Source organism: Streptomyces sp. NPDC047315, assembly GCF_040643215.1.
In the GTDB taxonomy this organism is placed as follows: domain Bacteria; phylum Actinomycetota; class Actinomycetes; order Streptomycetales; family Streptomycetaceae; genus Streptomyces.
Genome location: NZ_JBEYTZ010000007.1, coordinates 186,745 through 202,011 on the forward strand (window position 1 = coordinate 186,745; position 15,267 = coordinate 202,011).

Genomic DNA, 15,267 nt, shown 5'->3' on the forward strand with positions numbered 1-15,267 from the left:
ACACTGCGGACCGGTGGTGGGCTGTTCGCAGAGGCCAATCGGTCCCAGGCGAAAGGGCGGGAGTGTCAGGGGGCGCGGAACTGCGCGAGCAGGCCGCCGCCGGGCCGCAGAGAAGCGTGGGTGCGGCCCGGCCGCGGGGGCGGGCTACGCCCAGAGTTGGCCACGGAGGGTTTCGATCGCCGCCTCAGTCGTCGGTGCCGTGTACACGCCCGTCGACAGGTACTTCCAACCCCCGTCGGCGACGACGAACACGACGTCCGCACCCCGCCCCGCCTGCACCGCCTTCTTCGCCACCCCGATCGCCGCGTGCAGCGCCGCACCCGTCGAGATGCCCGCGAAGATGCCCTCCTGCTGGAGGAGTTCCCGGGTGCGGGCCACCGCGTCCGCGGAGCCCACCGAGAAGCGGGTGGTCAGGACGGACGCGTCGTACAGCTCGGGGACGAAGCCCTCCTCCAGGTTCCGCAGCCCGTAGACGAGGTCGTCGTACCGCGGCTCCGCCGCGACGATGCTCACGTCCGGCACGTGCTCGCGCAGGTAGCGGCCGACGCCCATCAGCGTGCCCGTGGTCCCCAGGCCCGCCACGAAGTGGGTGACCGAGGGGAGGTCCGCCAGGATCTCGGGGCCGGTGGTGGCGTAGTGCGCGCCGGCGTTCGCGGGGTTGCCGTACTGGTAGAGCATCACCCACGTGGGGTTCTGCGCCGCCAGCTCCTTGGCGACCCGTACCGCGGTGTTGGAGCCGCCGGCCGCAGGGGACGGCACGATCTCCGCGCCCCACATGGCCAGCAGCTGGCGCCGCTCCTCGCTCGTGTTCTCCGGCATCACGCAGACGATGCGGTAGCCCTTGAGCTTCGCCGCCATGGCCAGCGAGATGCCGGTGTTCCCGGACGTGGGCTCCAGGATCGTGCAGCCCGGGGTGAGGCGGCCGTCCTTCTCCGCCTGCTCGATCATGTGGAGCGCGGGGCGGTCCTTGATCGAGCCGGTGGGGTTGCGGTCCTCCAGCTTGGCCCAGATCCGGACCTCGTCGGACGGCGACAGCCGCGGCAGGTGCACCAGCGGGGTGTTGCCGACGGCCGCGAGCGGGGAGTCGTAGCGCATCGGGCTCAGCGCATTCCGCCGGCGACGGCCGGCAGGATGGTGACGCTGTCGCCGTCGGAGAGCTTGGTCGAGATGCCGTCCAGGAAGCGGACGTCCTCGTCGTTGAGGTAGACGTTCACGAAGCGGCGCAGCTGGTCGCCGTTCGCCTTGTCCACGATGCGGTCCTGGATGCCCGCGTGGCGGGTTTCGAGGTCGGCGAAGAGTTCGGCGAGGGTGGTCCCGTTGCCCTCGACGGCCTTGGCACCGTCGGTGTAGGTGCGGAGGATGGTCGGAATGCGGACCTCGATGGCCATGGTGTGGACTCCAGTCGACAGTCGTTGAGGCGGTGGCGCGCGGGGCGTCGGACGCGGCTCGTCCTCCGCGCGGTGGGGCGGGCGTTCCAGTGATCGTGGGGCCGGCGGGCGCAGGCCCGACGATCGGGTGCGGACGCGCTCAGGTACAGATCGCGCTGGCGAGGCGACACAGGTCGACGTGCAGCCGCGCCACGAGCAGCACAGTGCCGCCCGGCGTCTTGTCGCGCACGTCGTGGAGAACCATGCGGTCATCGTATCGATTCCCGCCCCCAGGGCCGGAATGTGATCTCGCATACCGGACGCCAACCGCCCACTACGTGGGCAACGATCAGCCGGGGAGGTAGGTGACGACGGGTGCGCCGGTGCCCGGATGGACCGCGACCTCGGCCTTCACCCCGTAGACCTCGGCGAGCAAATGCGGGGTCAGGACCTCGCCGGGCGGGCCGGCGGCGACGACCCGGCCGCCGCTGAGCACGTACAGCCGGTCGCAGTAGTACGCGGCGAGGTTGAGGTCGTGCAGGGCCAGCACGCTGGTGGTGTTCAGCTCCCGGATCAGCCCGAGGATGTCCAACTGGTACCGGATGTCCAGGTGGTTGGTGGGTTCGTCGAGGACGAGGAGTTCGGGGCGCTGCACCAGCGCGCGGGCCACCAGGGCGCGTTGGCGCTCGCCGCCGGAGAGCGAGGGGAACGCCCGCCCGGCCAGGTCGGCGATGCCGAGCCGGGCGAGCGCCGCGTCCACGCTGCGGCCGTCCTCGGCGGTGTCCGCCTCCCAGAAGCGCTTGTGCGGGGCGCGCCCCATCAGGACGATCTCGCGGACCGTCAGCTCGAACTCGGGCCGGCTCTCCTGCGGCACGGTCGCCACCCGCCGGGCGCGTGCCTTGGGCGGGAGGGCGACGAGGTCGTCGGCGTCGAGGCGGATCCGGCCGGCGGTGGGGCGCAGCGTGCCGTAGACGCAGCGCAGCAGGGTCGTCTTGCCGCTGCCGTTGGGGCCGACGAGCCCGACCGTCTCGCCGGGGCGGGCGTCGAGGTCGACGTCGGCGAGGAGGGTGCGTCCTTCGACGGAGTACGACAGGTTCCGTACGGTCAGCCCCTCCCCCGCGACGCCTTGTGCGGGTGCAGGTGCGGTCGCGTCGGTCATGCCGGGGCTCCTTCCCGGTAGCGGGAGCGCATCAGCCACAGGAACAGCGGTCCGCCGATCAGCGCCGTGAGCACCCCGACGGGCACGTCCTGCGGGGCGACGAGGGTGCGGGCGCCGAGGTCGGCGACGACGAGGGCGACGGCGCCGCACAGCGCAGCGACCGGCAGCAGTGCCCGGTGGGCAGCGCCGACCAGGAGCCGGGCGGCGTGCGGGACCATCAGCCCGATGAAGCCGACGGCTCCGCTCGCGGCGACCATGACCGCGGTGACCAGCGAGACGAGGACGAAGACGGCGGCCCGGAAGCGCGCCACGTCCAGGCCGAGCACGGTCGCGCCCTCCTCGCCGACGAGCAGCAGGTCCAGCGGGCGGGCGAGCGCCAGCAGCAGCGGCAGGGCCAGCGCGATGACGAGGGCGGGCAGCCACAGGCTGTCCCAGCGGGCGCTGCCGAGGCCGCCGAGCGACCAGAACAGCGCTTCGCGGAAGTGCTCGGGCCGGGAGGAGGCAACGAGGACGAGCGTGGTGAGGGCGGTGAAGACGTAGCTGATGGTGACCCCGGCGAGGACGAGCCGGGTGCCGGTCATCGAACCGCCGCGGCGCGCCAGCGCGTACACGAGGACCATGGCGGCCAGTGCCCCGACGAAGGCGCCGGCGGGCAGGGCGACGGCGGTCGTGACGCCGATGCCGAGGGTGAGCACGACGACCGCGCCGGTGGACGCGCCGGAGGAGATCCCGAGCAGGAAGGGGTCGGCGAGCCGGTTGCGCACCAGGGCCTGGAGCACCACGCCGACGACACCGAGCCCGGCGCCGACGAGGGCGCCGAGCACGACGCGGGGCAGCCGCACGTCGACGACGACGGTCCGCAGCGGGCTGGGTTCCGCGCCGGGCAGCAGGGCCGCGACGACGTCCCGGGGCGGTACGCGTACGGATCCGAGGGCGAGGGCCGCGACCACGGCGGCAGCCAGGGCCAGCAGCAGGCCGGTCACCACCGCGCCGAAGCGGAGCCGGGAGGTCCCGGCCGCCGGCTCCGGCGCGACGTCCGTCTTCGGGGTCGCTGCGGCGGGCGGGCCCTGCGGCGGGCCCGCGGTCACGTCCTTCACGGGCTGCGCCCCCGTCACCGGGCGAGTTGCGGGGCCAGCTTGGCGATCGCGTCCGGCGCGCGGACGCCGACGACGGCGTCGGAGAGCGGCAGGACGGCGAACTTCTTGTTCTTGACGGCCGGCACGTCCTTGAGCGCCGGGTCCTTCAGCAGCCGCTGCTTCTTCTGCTCCACCGACGTGGCGCCGTAGTCGTAGATCACGATGATCTCCGGCTTGCGGGCCACGACCTGCTCCCAGCTCGCGTCGCCGAAGCTCTTGTCGATGTCGGCGAAGACGTTCTTTCCGCCGGCACGGCTGATCAGTTCGTTGCCGATGCCCTTGCCGCCGACGGTGAAGGCGGTCTTGTCGCCGCTGTCGTAGACGAAGACGGGCACCGGGGCCGCGTCCTTCGTGCGCTCGCCCTCGGCCTTCGCGACGGCGGCGCGGGCGTCGGCTATCCACTTCTGCCCGCGGTCGCCGACGCCGAAGGTGCGGGCGACCTCGTCGACCTCGCGGTACACGTCGTCCATGGTGGTGCGCTGCTTGGTGCAGTACTCCAGGTTCAGCCGGGTGTCGATGCCCGCCTTCTTCAGGTCGTCGCGGGTGCGGCCGTCCTTGGCGTCGAAGGCGCTGCCGTAGCCGCCGTACACGAAGTCCGGGTTGACGGAGAGGAGCTTCTCCTTGGAGGGGTACTCCTTGGCCACCACGGGGATCGACTCGTACGCCTTGCGGTACTCCGGCAGGACCGCGTCGTCGAGGTAGGCGGTGCCGACGAGGGACTTCTCCAGGCCCAGCGCCAGCATGATCTCGGTGACGTGCTGGTTCATGGCGACGGCCCGCTTCGGGGGCGCGTCGTAGGTGGTCTTCACGCCGCAGTTGTCGACGGTGTACGGGAATCCGGCGGCGGGTGCGCGCCCGGCCTTGGTGTCGGGTTCGGGGGTGGTCGAACAGGCCGTGGCCGTGAGGGCGAGCGGGAGCAGGGCGGTGGCGGCGACGAGCGCGCGACGGCGCCTGGCCGGCTGGTGCTTCCGGGGCTGCCGGGACATGTGTGAGCCTCCTCCGGGGATTTCCACGTCCCCTGGGTGTGGGAGAAGGGCGGCAAGTCAGTTCCTGGCTAATGGAACGTGTCACCGCGCCGCACCGTCCTCGGTGCGGCGCGAGGGAAACGTTCCACTCACAGTGGCGGGACCGCGCCGGACTCTCACCGGCTTCCTGGGGCCCACCGCCCGTGTTCTGTTGTCGAGGTCTAGGAATACCAGGTCAGTTCGGCACCGAGGTCAGTAGGTGGGAACGACCTGGACCTCTTCCTCGGTGATCTCGCCGTCCACGATCCGGAACGAGCGGAACTGGAACGGCCCGGCGTCGTCGGTGTCGGCGGTGGAGACGAGGACGTAGTGCGCGCCCGGCTCGCTGGCGTAGCTGACGTCCGTGCGGGAGGGGTACGCCTCGGTCGCGGTGTGCGAGTGGTAGACGATCACCGGCTCCTCGCCGTTGTCGTCCATCTCGCGGTAGAGCTTCAGCAGGTCCGCCGAGTCGAATTCGTAGAAGGTGGGCGAACGGGCCGCGTTCAGCATGGGGATGAAGCGCTCGGGTCGCCCGCTGCCCTCGGGGCCGGCGACCACGCCGCAGGCCTCGTCGGGGTGATCGGCACGGGCGTGCGCGACGATCCGGTCGTACAGGGCCTGTGTGAGGGTCAGCATGTCGATCAGGATATGCGCCCGTCCGAATGACGGAAGGGCCGGTCCGCACCCCGTCGGGTACGGACCGGCCCCGTTCCACATCGTGGACGGCCAGTCGTGGAAGGCCAGTCGTGGAGGGTCAGACGTCCTCGGTGGTCCGCTTGCGCTTGGTGAAGGCTGCGCCCTGCGGGTTCTTCGCCCGCAGCACCAGGTACGACACCCCCAGCACCAGCGCCCACACCGGCGCCGCGTACAGCGAGATCCGGGCGTCCTCGTCGATGCCCATCAGCACGATCACCATGCCGATGAACGCGAGCGCGAACCAGCTCGTCCAGGGCGCGCCGGGGGCCTTGAAGGGGGAGGCCGGGGCCTCGCCCTTGGCCACCTTGGACCGGTAGAGGATGTGGCTGACCAGGATCATGACCCACGCCCACATGCCGGAGATGGTGGCGAACGAGACGATCTTGTGGAAGGCGTCGCCGGGCCACTGGTAGTTGATCCAGACGCCGATCAGCATCAGACCGGCGGAGAAGGTCGTCCCGATCAACGGGGTGCCCCGCCGCGTGAGCTTGGTGAAGGCCTTCGGGCCCTGGCTGTTGAGCGCGAGGTCGCGCAGCATCCGGCCGGTGGAGTACATCCCGGAGTTGCAGGACGACAGCGCCGCGGTGAGCACCACGAAGTTGACGATGCCGGCGCCGATCTGCAGGCCCATCTGGTCGAAGGCGGCGACGAACGGCGAGACGCCGGGCTCGAAGGTGGTCCAGGAGACCACCGACAGGATCATGATCAGCGCGCCGACGTAGAAGACGGCGATGCGCCACGGCACGGTGTTGATCGCCTTGGGGAGGTTCTTCTCCGGGTCCTTGGACTCCCCGGCGGTGACACCGACCAGCTCGACCGCGAGGAAGGCGAACATCACGATCTGGAGGGTCATCAGGGTGCCGCCGATGCCCTTGGGGAAGAAGCCGCCGTCGTCCCACAGCAGGGTGACGGAGGCGGTGTCGCCGGCGTCGGAGAAACCGATGGTGAGGATGCCGACGCAGATCAGGATCATGCCGACGATGGCGGTGACCTTGATCATGGAGAACCAGAACTCTATTTCCCCGAAGAGCTTCACGGAGATCAGGTTCGCCAGGTAGAGGACGATCGTGAAGGCGAGGGCCGAGATCCACTGCGGGATGTCGAACCAGTACGTCATGTACTCGGCCGCGGCGGTGACCTCGGTCATTCCGGTGACGACCCAGAACAGCCAGTACGTCCAGCCGGTGGCGAAGCCCGCGAAGGGGCCGACGAACTCGCGCGCGTACTCGGAGAAGGACCCCGAGACCGGGCGGTACATCAGCAGTTCGCCGAGCGCCCGCATGATGAAGAAGATGACCACGCCCGCGATGGCGTAGGCGAGGATGAGGCTGGGCCCGGCCTTGGAGATGCCCTTGCCGGCGCCGAGGAAGAGGCCGGTGCCGATGGCACCGCCGATGGCGATCATCTGGATCTGCCGGGCCCCGAGTCCGCGGTGGTAACCCTGGTCCTCGGCGGCGGTTCCCTGCGGCGGTCCGCTCGGCCCGTCGTGCTTGTCGTCGATCTGCACCGACGTCATGTGGTGCGCCCTTTCTCCATGCCGATCCGAGTCGCCCGCCCCCCGGCGTGCGGCTGCGGACCGGTTCCTGATCCCCCCGGATGTGGATGGAGTGCCACCGGCGATCCGCCGGTACAAGCGCCACCGGGGGCATGGGTGGCGCCCCTGGCGGTCGTGAAGATCTATCACGCTGGCGACGAAGATCGATCGGGCCGATTGTGGCGCACTGCACAGCGAGAACCGGACAAAACGCGCCCCGGAGCGGCAAAGCACCCCGGGGCGGTGACGGAAACGTTATTCGGATTTGAGCGTCCGTTGAGCGAACGACCGAACGGACGGTCGAGTGCGCGGGCGGCGAGGACGGTCAGGGCATCAGGGTCTCGACGAGGGTCTCCTGGAGCACCCCGAGCCAGAGGTACGCCATGACCATCGGTTTGCGCGGATCGGAGTCCGGCAACTGGTACAGCCCGCCGGTCGGGTCACCCTCGGCGCCCTCGTCGTCCGTGATCTCCAGCCGGGTGCCGATGGTCAGCCGCAGGTCGTTGAGCGCGCCGAGCCAGCATCGGGCGTCGTCCGGCGTCAGCTCCAGGACCGCACCGGCGTCGCCCGCCGCGTCGAGCCCGTCCAGGGCGCGGACCACGGCGAAGGCGTTCTCCCGCTTGCCGGTGCGTAGGTCGTTCTCGGTGAAGCGGCGGAACTCGGCGGAGGAGGCGGTCAGTTCCTCGTCCTCTGCGGCGCTCTTGGGCTGCGTCGTCGGGCCCCGGTAGGCGTCCGGGAACAGCCGGGCCAGCGCCGGGTCGGCGGGCGGCTCGCTCGGCCCTTCGGCGAACAGCGCGGCCAGCGGGTCCTCGCCCTCGACCGGCTCGTCACCGGGCCCTATCAACTCCATCAGTTGGACCGCGAGGGAGCGCAGGATGGAGACCTCGACGTCGTCGAGCGCGATGGCCGCACCGCCGCCGGGCAGCGGCTCGAAGTGTCCCGGCATCAGCCGCGGTCCTGGGTCAGGGTGGCCCACAGGCCGTAGCCGTGCATCGCCTGGACGTCGCGTTCCATCTCCTCGCGGGTACCGCTGGAGACGACGGCGCGTCCCTTGTGGTGGACGTCGAGCATCAGTTTGCGCGCCTTGTCCTTGGAGTATCCGAAGTACGCCTGGAAGACATAGGTGACGTAGCTCATCAGATTGACCGGGTCGTTGTGGACGAGCGTGACCCACGGCACGTCGGGCTCGGGGACGGCGAAGCTCTGCTCCGCCGACTCGGGGCGTTCGATCTCAGTGGGGGCAACACTCACCTGATCCATGCTGCCACTCACGGCGACGGATCGCACAAACGGGCATCCCATTTCGTCACTCTGACGAAATGTGGGGTAGCATCCTGGCCATGGCCGGATCGAGCTTGGATCGGCTCGTGGATCCCCGCCACTCCGGCAACGAGTACTGCCAAGTGCCGACAAATGCTGAAGAAGCTGACGAAAGCGTGAGGTCGAGTCCTGTGAACCCCTCTGACCTGGGGCTACCGGTCGATGTGCCCTCCACCGCCCTCTTCACCGACCAGTACGAGTTCACGATGCTGCAGGCGGCCCTACGGGCGGGCACCGCACACCGTCGCTCCGTCTTCGAGGTCTTCACCCGCCGGCTGCCCGAGGGGCGGCGCTACGGCGTCGTCGCCGGCACCGGCCGGGTGCTGGACGCCGTGGAGAACTTCCGCTTCGACGAGGGCGTGCTGGCCTTCCTGCGCGAGCAGGAGATCGTGGACGCGGCGACGCTCGACTGGCTGGCGTCGTACCGCTTCCGCGGTGACGTGTGGGGCTACCCCGAGGGCGAGGCGTACTTCCCCGGCTCCCCGATCCTGCGGGTCGAGGGCACCTTCGCCGAGTGCGTCCTGCTGGAGACGGTGATCCTCTCCATCCTCAACCACGACTCGGCCATCGCGGCGGCGGCCTCCCGGATGTCCACCGCGGCCGGCGGGCGGCGGCTGATCGAGATGGGCGCGCGGCGCACCCACGAACTCGCCGCGGTGGCCGCGTCCCGCGCGGCGTACGTCGGCGGCTTCGACTCGACGTCGGACCTGGCGGCCGGCTTCCGCTACGGCATCCCCACGGTCGGCACCAGCGCGCACGCCTTCACCCTGCTGCACGACAGCGAGCGCGACGCCTTCCGGGCGCAGGTCGACTCGCTGGGCCGCTCCACCACCCTGCTGGTGGACACCTACGACGTGGCCGAGGCCGTCCGCACCGCCGTGGAGATCGCCGGTCCCGAGCTGGGCGCGGTGCGCATCGACTCCGGCGACCTGCTGCTGGTCGCGCACCGCGTCCGGCAGCAGTTGGACGAGCTGGGCGCCCGGAACACCCAGATCACGGTCACCTCCGACCTGGACGAGTACGCGATCGCCTCGCTGGCGGCGGCGCCGGTGGACGCGTACGGCGTCGGCACCCAGCTGGTCACCGGCAGCGGGCACCCCACCTGCTCCATGGTCTACAAGCTCGTCGCCCGCGCCCGCTCGACCGAGCCGGACGCCCCGCTGGAGCCGGTGGCGAAGAAGTCGCTCGGCGCGAAGACGTCCGTGGGCGGTCGCAAGTGGGCGGCGCGCCGGCGCGACGCGGACGGCGTCGCTGAGGCGGAGGTGCTGGGCACCGGCCCGGTGCCGGACCGCCTCGCGGCCGACCAGCTCCTGGTCGAGCTGGTCCGCGGCGGCCAGGTCGTGGCCCGCGAACCCCTGGACGTTCCCCGGGACCGCCACCGGGCGGCCCTGGCGGCGCTCCCGCTGTCCGCGACGCAGCTCTCGCGCGGCGAGCCGGTGCTGCCGACGGAGTACGCGTGAGTGCACGCGCGTGAAACCCGGGGCGGGTGACGTGTGGGGCCGGGCGGTGCGGGGACGCTTCCTTCGGGAAGGGCGACCGCGCCGGTGCCGGCCGTGTGGATCCCGTGGACCTGTGCGTACGCCCCTCCCGTGCGACGGCCCGAGTACCTAGGCTCGGGCGGCACCGCCCCCACCCTCGACCCCAGAAGGACACCCGCCATGCACCGCGCCTTGATCGTCGTCGACGTCCAGAACGACTTCTGCGAGGGCGGCAGCCTCGCGGTGGCCGGGGGTGCGGAGGTCGCGGCGGCGATCACCGAGATGATCGGGGAGGGCGCGGGCTACCGCCACGTGGTGGCCACCCGCGACCACCACGTGGACCCCGGCGACCACTTCTCGGACACCCCCGACTACGAGACGTCCTGGCCCGTCCACTGCGTCGCCGGCACGGAGGGCGCGGGCTTCCATCCGAACTTCGCGCCCGCGATCGCGTCCGGGGCGATCGACGCGGTGTTCGACAAGGGTGCGTACGCGGCGGCGTACAGCGGCTTCGAGGGCGCGGACGAGAACGGCACGGGGCTGGCCGCGTGGTTGCGGGGGCAGGGTGTGACGGAGGTGGACGTGGTGGGGATCGCGACGGATCACTGTGTGCGGGCGACTGCCTTGGATGCGGTGAGGGAAGGTTTCGCCACGCGGGTTCTGCTGGACCTGACGGCCGCGGTCTCCAAGGACCGCACCGCCCGCGTCCTCCCCGAACTCCGCACCGCCGGCATCACCCTCACCGGCACCCCGGTGGCGTGAGCAAAACCAGCCCCTCCGGCGTTTGAGGAGCGGGGGTTCGGGGGCTGGCCCCCGACGATGTAGCCGCGCTCTGCGAGCGAGCCGGGTCTCCGAGGCCCGGGGCGCCCGAATGCACCCGCCCCTCCGTCGGGGCTCCGCCCCGAACCCCGCGCCTCAATCGCCGGCGGGGCTGATTTCTGCTGCCCAGGCCCGCCGAGTGTGCGGGCACTCCAACCGCCTCAAACGCCGGCGGGGCTGATTTCTGCCGGAGGGGCTGAATTGTCACGCACTCGCGCGGAAGCGGAAGGGGTGCCAGAGGCCCGGTGGGGTGGGGGCCTGGAGGCGCCAGAGGAGGCCGTCGGGGTGGTGGAGCACCGCCGTGATCTCGTCCGGCGTCGGCGGCTCCGCGTTCCCCCGCAGATACACCGACCGCAGCCCGAGATTCCGCAGTCGCGTCAGCGCCCGCGCCCGGTTCCCCGCGTGCACCAGGTATCGCGCCGGGCTGCCGTCACCCAGTGGACTCGGCAGGCTCACGGCGACGACGACGGTGCCGTTCGGCAGCTTGCTGAAACCTCCGCCGGACATGCTGCAACACTCCCCCGTGGATCGGTGTGTCAATAAGGGTCGGTCATCACGCACCTAAACACGATCGGCCGTCGCCCGCCAGGGGGCAACGGCCGATCAAGCTCTGACCTGCTATTTCACCAATTACTTGGTCGACGGACCAACCTTCACGGTGATCGTTTCACCGCTCCGGGGCTCCTTCACGATCGAGATCTTGGTGTTGGTGTCAGTTACCTTCACGCTTCCCGTGGGGTTCTCCGCGTACCAGTAGGTGCCCTTGCGGTCGTCGAAGACGCCCCGCCCCGGCTTCGCCGGGATCTTGGTCGGGACGCCCGCGTTGTGCAGGGTGAAGCCGTCGTACGGACGCGTCGTGAACGTCGCGTCGAACGCCTGGATGCGGTTGCGGATCACGCTACCGTCCGCCCACTTCAACGGCTCGGGATTCGCGTCAATCGGCAGGATCTGACCGGTGCCGGGGTGGACGCCGGTGTTGTTGTCCCGCTGGAAGGTGTCCCAGAGCCAGATCATCAGGCCGTTCTGGTACGGGTAGTGCTCGACCCAGCGGTTCAGGGGCGCGTTGAAGCCGAAGTTGTACGGGCCGACCTGCAGGCCCTTGTCGTACGAGACGTACTGCCGGTTCTCGGCGATGTAGTACTGCTCGTAGTCCTTGGTGAAGGACTCCCCGATGCGGCCGAAGCCCTTCGCGGTCCAGCCCGCGTCGCCGTTCTCCGCGCCGTCGGTGACCAGCGCCGCGCCGTCCGCCTTGATCGTGATCGCGTCCGCGGTGAAGCCCTTCTCCGCGGTCGCGCCGTCCGTGCGGTACTGGAAGCGGAGGTCGATCTTCTTGCCGGCGTACGCGTCCAGCGGGTACGCCAGCGCCGCGTGCGCGCCGGAGCGGCCGGTCAGCGCGGGCTTGCCGCTGGAGTCACGGGTGATCGGCTTGCCGCCCGCGGTGCCGTCGATCGGCGTCCAGTTCGCGCCGCCGTCCGTGGAGACCTCGGTGTAGAGGTAGTCGTAGCCCCGCTCGATCTGCCACCAGGCCGAAAGCTCCAGCGACGCGGTGGACTTGCCCGTGAGGTCGACGCTGCGGGTCAGGGTGTTGCGCAGGTCGTCGCCCATGTCGCTCCACCACTGGAGGTTGCCCTCCGCCGGCTTCACGACCGGCGTGGTGCCCGGCTTCTTCGGCAGCTCGACGACCAGCGCCTGGGGCCGCTTGGTGTTGTACGCGGAGACCCCGAGGGTGTGGGTGGAGTCCGTCGCCGCTCTGGCCTTGGTGTAGTTGAGCCAGCCGAGTTGCAGCTTGTCCCAGGCGGTCATGTCGCCGGGCAGGTCGCCGATGGCGCCCTGCCCGCGGCCCAGCCACGAGCCGGAGGACATCAGGCTCCAGTAGCCGGTGGAGTTCTCGCCGCGCCCCGAGTAGTCGTACAGGTCCGGCAGTCCGAGGTCGTGGCCGTACTCGTGGGCGAAGACGCCGAGGCCGCCGTTCTCGGGCTGGACGGTGTAGTCGCCCACCCAGATGCCGGTGTTGCCGATCTGGGCGCCGCCGGCCTTGTTGTTCGCGGGGCCGGTGCTGCCGTTGTCGGTGCCGTACGCGTACCAGCGGTGCGCCCAGATGGCGTCCGTGCCCTGTGCGCCGCCGCCGGCGGACTCGTCCTCGCCGGCGTGCACGAACTGGAAGTGGTCGATGTAGCCGTCCGGCTCGTTGAAGTCGCCGTCGTTGTCGAAGTCGTAGCGGTCCCAGACGTCGTACTGCTTGAGGTCGGCGACGATCTGCTCGTCCGTGCGGCCCTTCGCCTTCTGGTCGGCCACCCATGCGTTCACGCCGTCGCGGACCGCGTCCCAGACGTTCTCGCAGTTGTTCTCGCCGCAGTAGTTGGAGCCGTAGCGGGCCTCGTTGTACTCGACCTTGACCCAGTCGGAGACGGTGCCCTCCACCGAGTAGCGGCCCGACGACGCCTTCTCGAAGTACGTCTTCACGGACTGCTTGGGCTTGCCCTTGGCGTCCTTGCCGCTGCCGAAGTAGAGGTCCTGGAAGTGCTGGCGGTTGTAGTCCGCCTTCCAGTCGGTGGCGTTGTCCTTGGTGCGGTCCGGCTGCTTGATCGCGTTGTGGGCCGGGCCGGGGGTGCCGCCGTACTTGGTGATCGGCTGCTGGGGACCCTCCGGGCCGTCCGGGTCGTACGTCGTCGTGCCGTCGACCTTGTCGCCGAACTCCACCAGGATGGTGAAGATCTTGTCGGTCTTCTCCCGGCCCAACTCGACGTACTTCCCCTTGTCGAGCTTGACGACCTTGGAAGCGCCGCGCTTCTCCACGGTCTTGTCGCCGGCCATCACGGCTTCCAGGGCGCTGGCGCGCTGCGCCTCCTGCTGCTTGCTGAACGGGCCGTCGAGGTCGTGCTCCACGTGGTCCCGCTGCGGTGCCGGGTCGTGTCGTTCGACGGCGCCGGCCGCGGCGGCTGCCCCGGCGGCGGTCGGCCGGGGCGCCCGGTCCTCCGCCTGGGCGGTGGTGAAGGCCGACGCCGCCGCGGTGGTCGCGGCGAGCGCGACGAAGACCGCGGACGCCCTGAAGGTGCGTCTGCCGGTACGTCCGCCGGTGCCCGTGCCGGTGCGTCTGCCCGTGCTCTTGGTGGTCACGTGTGGAAAGTCCTCCCCCGCGCCCCGGTGCCCCGGATCCAGTGGGTGTGGTGGGGCGGTCCGGGAGCGGGGTCGCGTCTCAAGTGACGGCATTCGACCGTAGGTGCGAGAGAAAACCAAGACCTTGACTTGGACACACCAACTGCACTATGTGCAGGCCAGGTTCCGATATCCGGACGGTGGCCGGTCGTGGTGGGCGCATCCGATCGACCGACGGACGGGGCGCATGAACCTGTGCGCCCCCCGTGCACCGGCGGCGTGCAGGACGTCACGCTTATCGCCGATTCCCCCCGGGCATCCAGCACCGTAGAGTCACTTGACAGTGCGACCGCGTTGAGCGACACCCCCCGACCTGTTTCCCCCATCTGTAGAGGATGGAAACCGTGATGCCGCGTCCGACTGCCGCACAGCTCGCCTCCGGTTCGGCGACCGTCGTCTTCTCGGCCCTCGCCCTCCTGCTCTTCACCCGCACCTCACACGCCCTCGGGGTGGCCGCCATCGGCGTGGCCTCCATGGCCCTCGGACTGCTGGTGTGCGCCGCGCTGCCGATGGGGCGGGCGGTGCGGGGCGCCCGTGCGCGCGGTGCCGATGGCACTGCGGCGCCGCGGTCTGCCGCGGCGGCGGCGCCCACGCGCCCCCGCGTAGGAGCGGGCGCGGACTCCCGGGCCCGCTAGGCCCTGTCTGCAGGCGCGATGGCGCCGTGGCACGTATGCGGTCATGGCGTCTGCGACAAGCCCAAGGCGGGCCGGTGGAGACCAACGCTCCCGCAGGGAAACGGCGGATGCGTCCAGGGGACGGCGACGCCAGTTGAGGCGTCAGGCGTTTGTGCCGGTGCCGTCGGACGGTGGTGTCGGCGGGCCCTCGGGCACCGTCACCACCACGGTCTTGGCCGCCTTGTCGTGCAGCCCCTGCCGGTACGGCTTGTCGACCAGGATCGTGATGATGATGACGATCCACCACAGACAGAAGCAGCAGACCAGCGCCGGCACCCACAGGACGGCCGCGCGGATCAGCGACGCCCCCGCGTCCGGGGTGCTGCCGTCGCTGAGCATCGCGACCCGCAGCTTCAGCAGCCGCTTGCCCACGGTCTGGCCGCTCTTCTTGACCATCAGGGTGTCGTAGGCGACGTACGCGACCAGTGCGATCAGCGACCAGAGCCACTGGCGGCCGGTGTTCACCTGGTTGGCGACGTCGTCCCAGTTGTCGTCGGAGTTGGTGCCCCAGCCGACCAGCAGGGAGATCACGAAGAGCGGTACGAAGATGATCAGCGCGTCGATGACGCGGGCCGCGAAGCGCCGGCCGAAGTCGGCGAGCGGTGGCATGCCGGCGAGGGGGTCGGGGGCCCCGCCGTACGGGCCGCCGCCGCCGTAGGGCCCCTGGTCGTACGGGCCGCCCGGCGGCGGGGTGCCGCCCGCGCTGCTGCCGTACGGACCGCCCTGCCCGGCACCGCCGTACGGGCCGCCGCCCTGACCCGGCCCGTACGGGGAGCCGGGCGGGGGTCCCTGCGGAGGCGGCGGGGGCGGCGGTTCGCCGCCGCCTCCTGGCCCGCCCGGACCGCTCGGCTCAGGCGGCTGCTTGCGGAACGGGTCGTCTCCGGGGGGCGGCGGCTGGTCGTTGCTCATGTGGGCAGTGCAACC

At 70.7% G+C, this 15,267-nt stretch carries 16 protein-coding genes and 1 riboswitch; of the genes, 3 read left to right on the forward strand and 13 right to left on the reverse strand.

Annotated features, from left to right (window positions below; genetic code table 11):
- Positions 1–144: 144 nt before the first annotated feature.
- The 10 genes from ABZ842_RS10250 to clpS form a co-directional block, all read right to left on the reverse strand.
- Positions 145–1,095, reverse strand: coding sequence for a cysteine synthase (locus ABZ842_RS10250; protein WP_361534808.1), 951 nt, complete (start codon positions 1,093–1,095; stop codon positions 145–147).
- Positions 1,096–1,100: 5 nt separating this feature from the next.
- Positions 1,101–1,388 (reverse strand): MoaD/ThiS family protein, encoded by a 288-nt coding sequence (locus ABZ842_RS10255; protein WP_361534811.1) that lies wholly within the window; start codon positions 1,386–1,388, stop codon positions 1,101–1,103.
- Between the two features lie 139 nt (positions 1,389–1,527).
- On the reverse strand, positions 1,528–1,632 hold the full coding sequence (locus ABZ842_RS10260) for a putative leader peptide (RefSeq protein ID WP_361534814.1): 105 nt from the start codon (positions 1,630–1,632) through the stop codon (positions 1,528–1,530).
- 84 nt (positions 1,633–1,716) lie between these two features.
- On the reverse strand, positions 1,717–2,526 hold the full coding sequence (locus tag ABZ842_RS10265; protein ID WP_361534817.1) for an ABC transporter ATP-binding protein: 810 nt from the start codon (positions 2,524–2,526) through the stop codon (positions 1,717–1,719).
- Entirely contained in the window at positions 2,523–3,512 is a 990-nt protein-coding gene (locus ABZ842_RS10270) for an iron ABC transporter permease (protein ID WP_361535167.1), read from the reverse strand. Before ABZ842_RS10270 ends, ABZ842_RS10265 begins: the two co-directional genes overlap by 4 nt.
- A 125-nt stretch (positions 3,513–3,637) precedes the next feature.
- On the reverse strand, positions 3,638–4,648 hold the full coding sequence (locus ABZ842_RS10275) for an ABC transporter substrate-binding protein (RefSeq protein WP_361534820.1): 1,011 nt from the start codon (positions 4,646–4,648) through the stop codon (positions 3,638–3,640).
- Between the two features lie 33 nt (positions 4,649–4,681).
- A riboswitch (cobalamin riboswitch) is annotated at positions 4,682–4,844 on the reverse strand.
- Positions 4,845–4,879: 35 nt separating this feature from the next.
- Entirely contained in the window at positions 4,880–5,302 is a 423-nt protein-coding gene (locus ABZ842_RS10280; protein WP_361534823.1) for a M67 family metallopeptidase, read from the reverse strand.
- Positions 5,303–5,420: 118 nt separating this feature from the next.
- Positions 5,421–6,878, reverse strand: a complete 1,458-nt coding sequence (locus ABZ842_RS10285) for an amino acid permease (protein ID WP_361534827.1) — start codon at positions 6,876–6,878, stop codon at positions 5,421–5,423.
- A gap of 343 nt (positions 6,879–7,221) precedes the next feature.
- Complete coding sequence (locus tag ABZ842_RS10290) at positions 7,222–7,842, reverse strand: DUF2017 domain-containing protein (protein WP_361534830.1); 621 nt, start codon at positions 7,840–7,842, stop codon at positions 7,222–7,224.
- Positions 7,842–8,156: an ATP-dependent Clp protease adapter ClpS gene (gene clpS, locus ABZ842_RS10295; protein ID WP_361534833.1), complete on the reverse strand. Its 315-nt coding sequence runs from the start codon at positions 8,154–8,156 to the stop codon at positions 7,842–7,844. Before clpS ends, ABZ842_RS10290 begins: the two co-directional genes overlap by 1 nt.
- Before the next feature lie 191 nt (positions 8,157–8,347).
- On the opposite strand from clpS, the gene ABZ842_RS10300 reads away from it, so the two are divergent.
- The gene (locus ABZ842_RS10300; RefSeq protein WP_361534836.1) at positions 8,348–9,676 is read left to right on the forward strand and encodes a nicotinate phosphoribosyltransferase; all 1,329 of its coding nucleotides are present in this window, start codon (positions 8,348–8,350) and stop codon (positions 9,674–9,676) included.
- A gap of 198 nt (positions 9,677–9,874) precedes the next feature.
- Positions 9,875–10,456 carry an isochorismatase family protein gene (locus ABZ842_RS10305; protein ID WP_361534839.1) on the forward strand — a complete coding sequence of 194 codons (582 nt, stop codon included), beginning with the start codon at positions 9,875–9,877 and terminating at the stop codon, positions 10,454–10,456.
- A 261-nt stretch (positions 10,457–10,717) separates the two neighbouring features.
- On the opposite strand, the gene ABZ842_RS10310 is transcribed toward ABZ842_RS10305, so the two are convergent.
- On the reverse strand, positions 10,718–11,020 hold the full coding sequence (locus ABZ842_RS10310; RefSeq protein ID WP_361534842.1) for a hypothetical protein: 303 nt from the start codon (positions 11,018–11,020) through the stop codon (positions 10,718–10,720).
- 123 nt (positions 11,021–11,143) lie between these two features.
- Positions 11,144–13,630: an immune inhibitor A domain-containing protein gene (locus ABZ842_RS10315; protein ID WP_361534845.1), complete on the reverse strand. Its 2,487-nt coding sequence runs from the start codon at positions 13,628–13,630 to the stop codon at positions 11,144–11,146.
- 386 nt (positions 13,631–14,016) lie between these two features.
- Between ABZ842_RS10315 and ABZ842_RS10320 the strand changes: the two genes are divergently transcribed.
- A complete protein-coding gene (locus tag ABZ842_RS10320; protein ID WP_361534848.1) occupies positions 14,017–14,304 on the forward strand; it encodes a hypothetical protein in 288 nt (95 codons plus the stop codon).
- A gap of 141 nt (positions 14,305–14,445) precedes the next feature.
- Here the strand turns inward: ABZ842_RS10320 and ABZ842_RS10325 are convergent, their stop codons facing one another.
- Entirely contained in the window at positions 14,446–15,252 is an 807-nt protein-coding gene (locus ABZ842_RS10325) for an RDD family protein (protein ID WP_361534851.1), read from the reverse strand.
- Between the last annotated feature and the right edge of the window lie 15 nt (positions 15,253–15,267).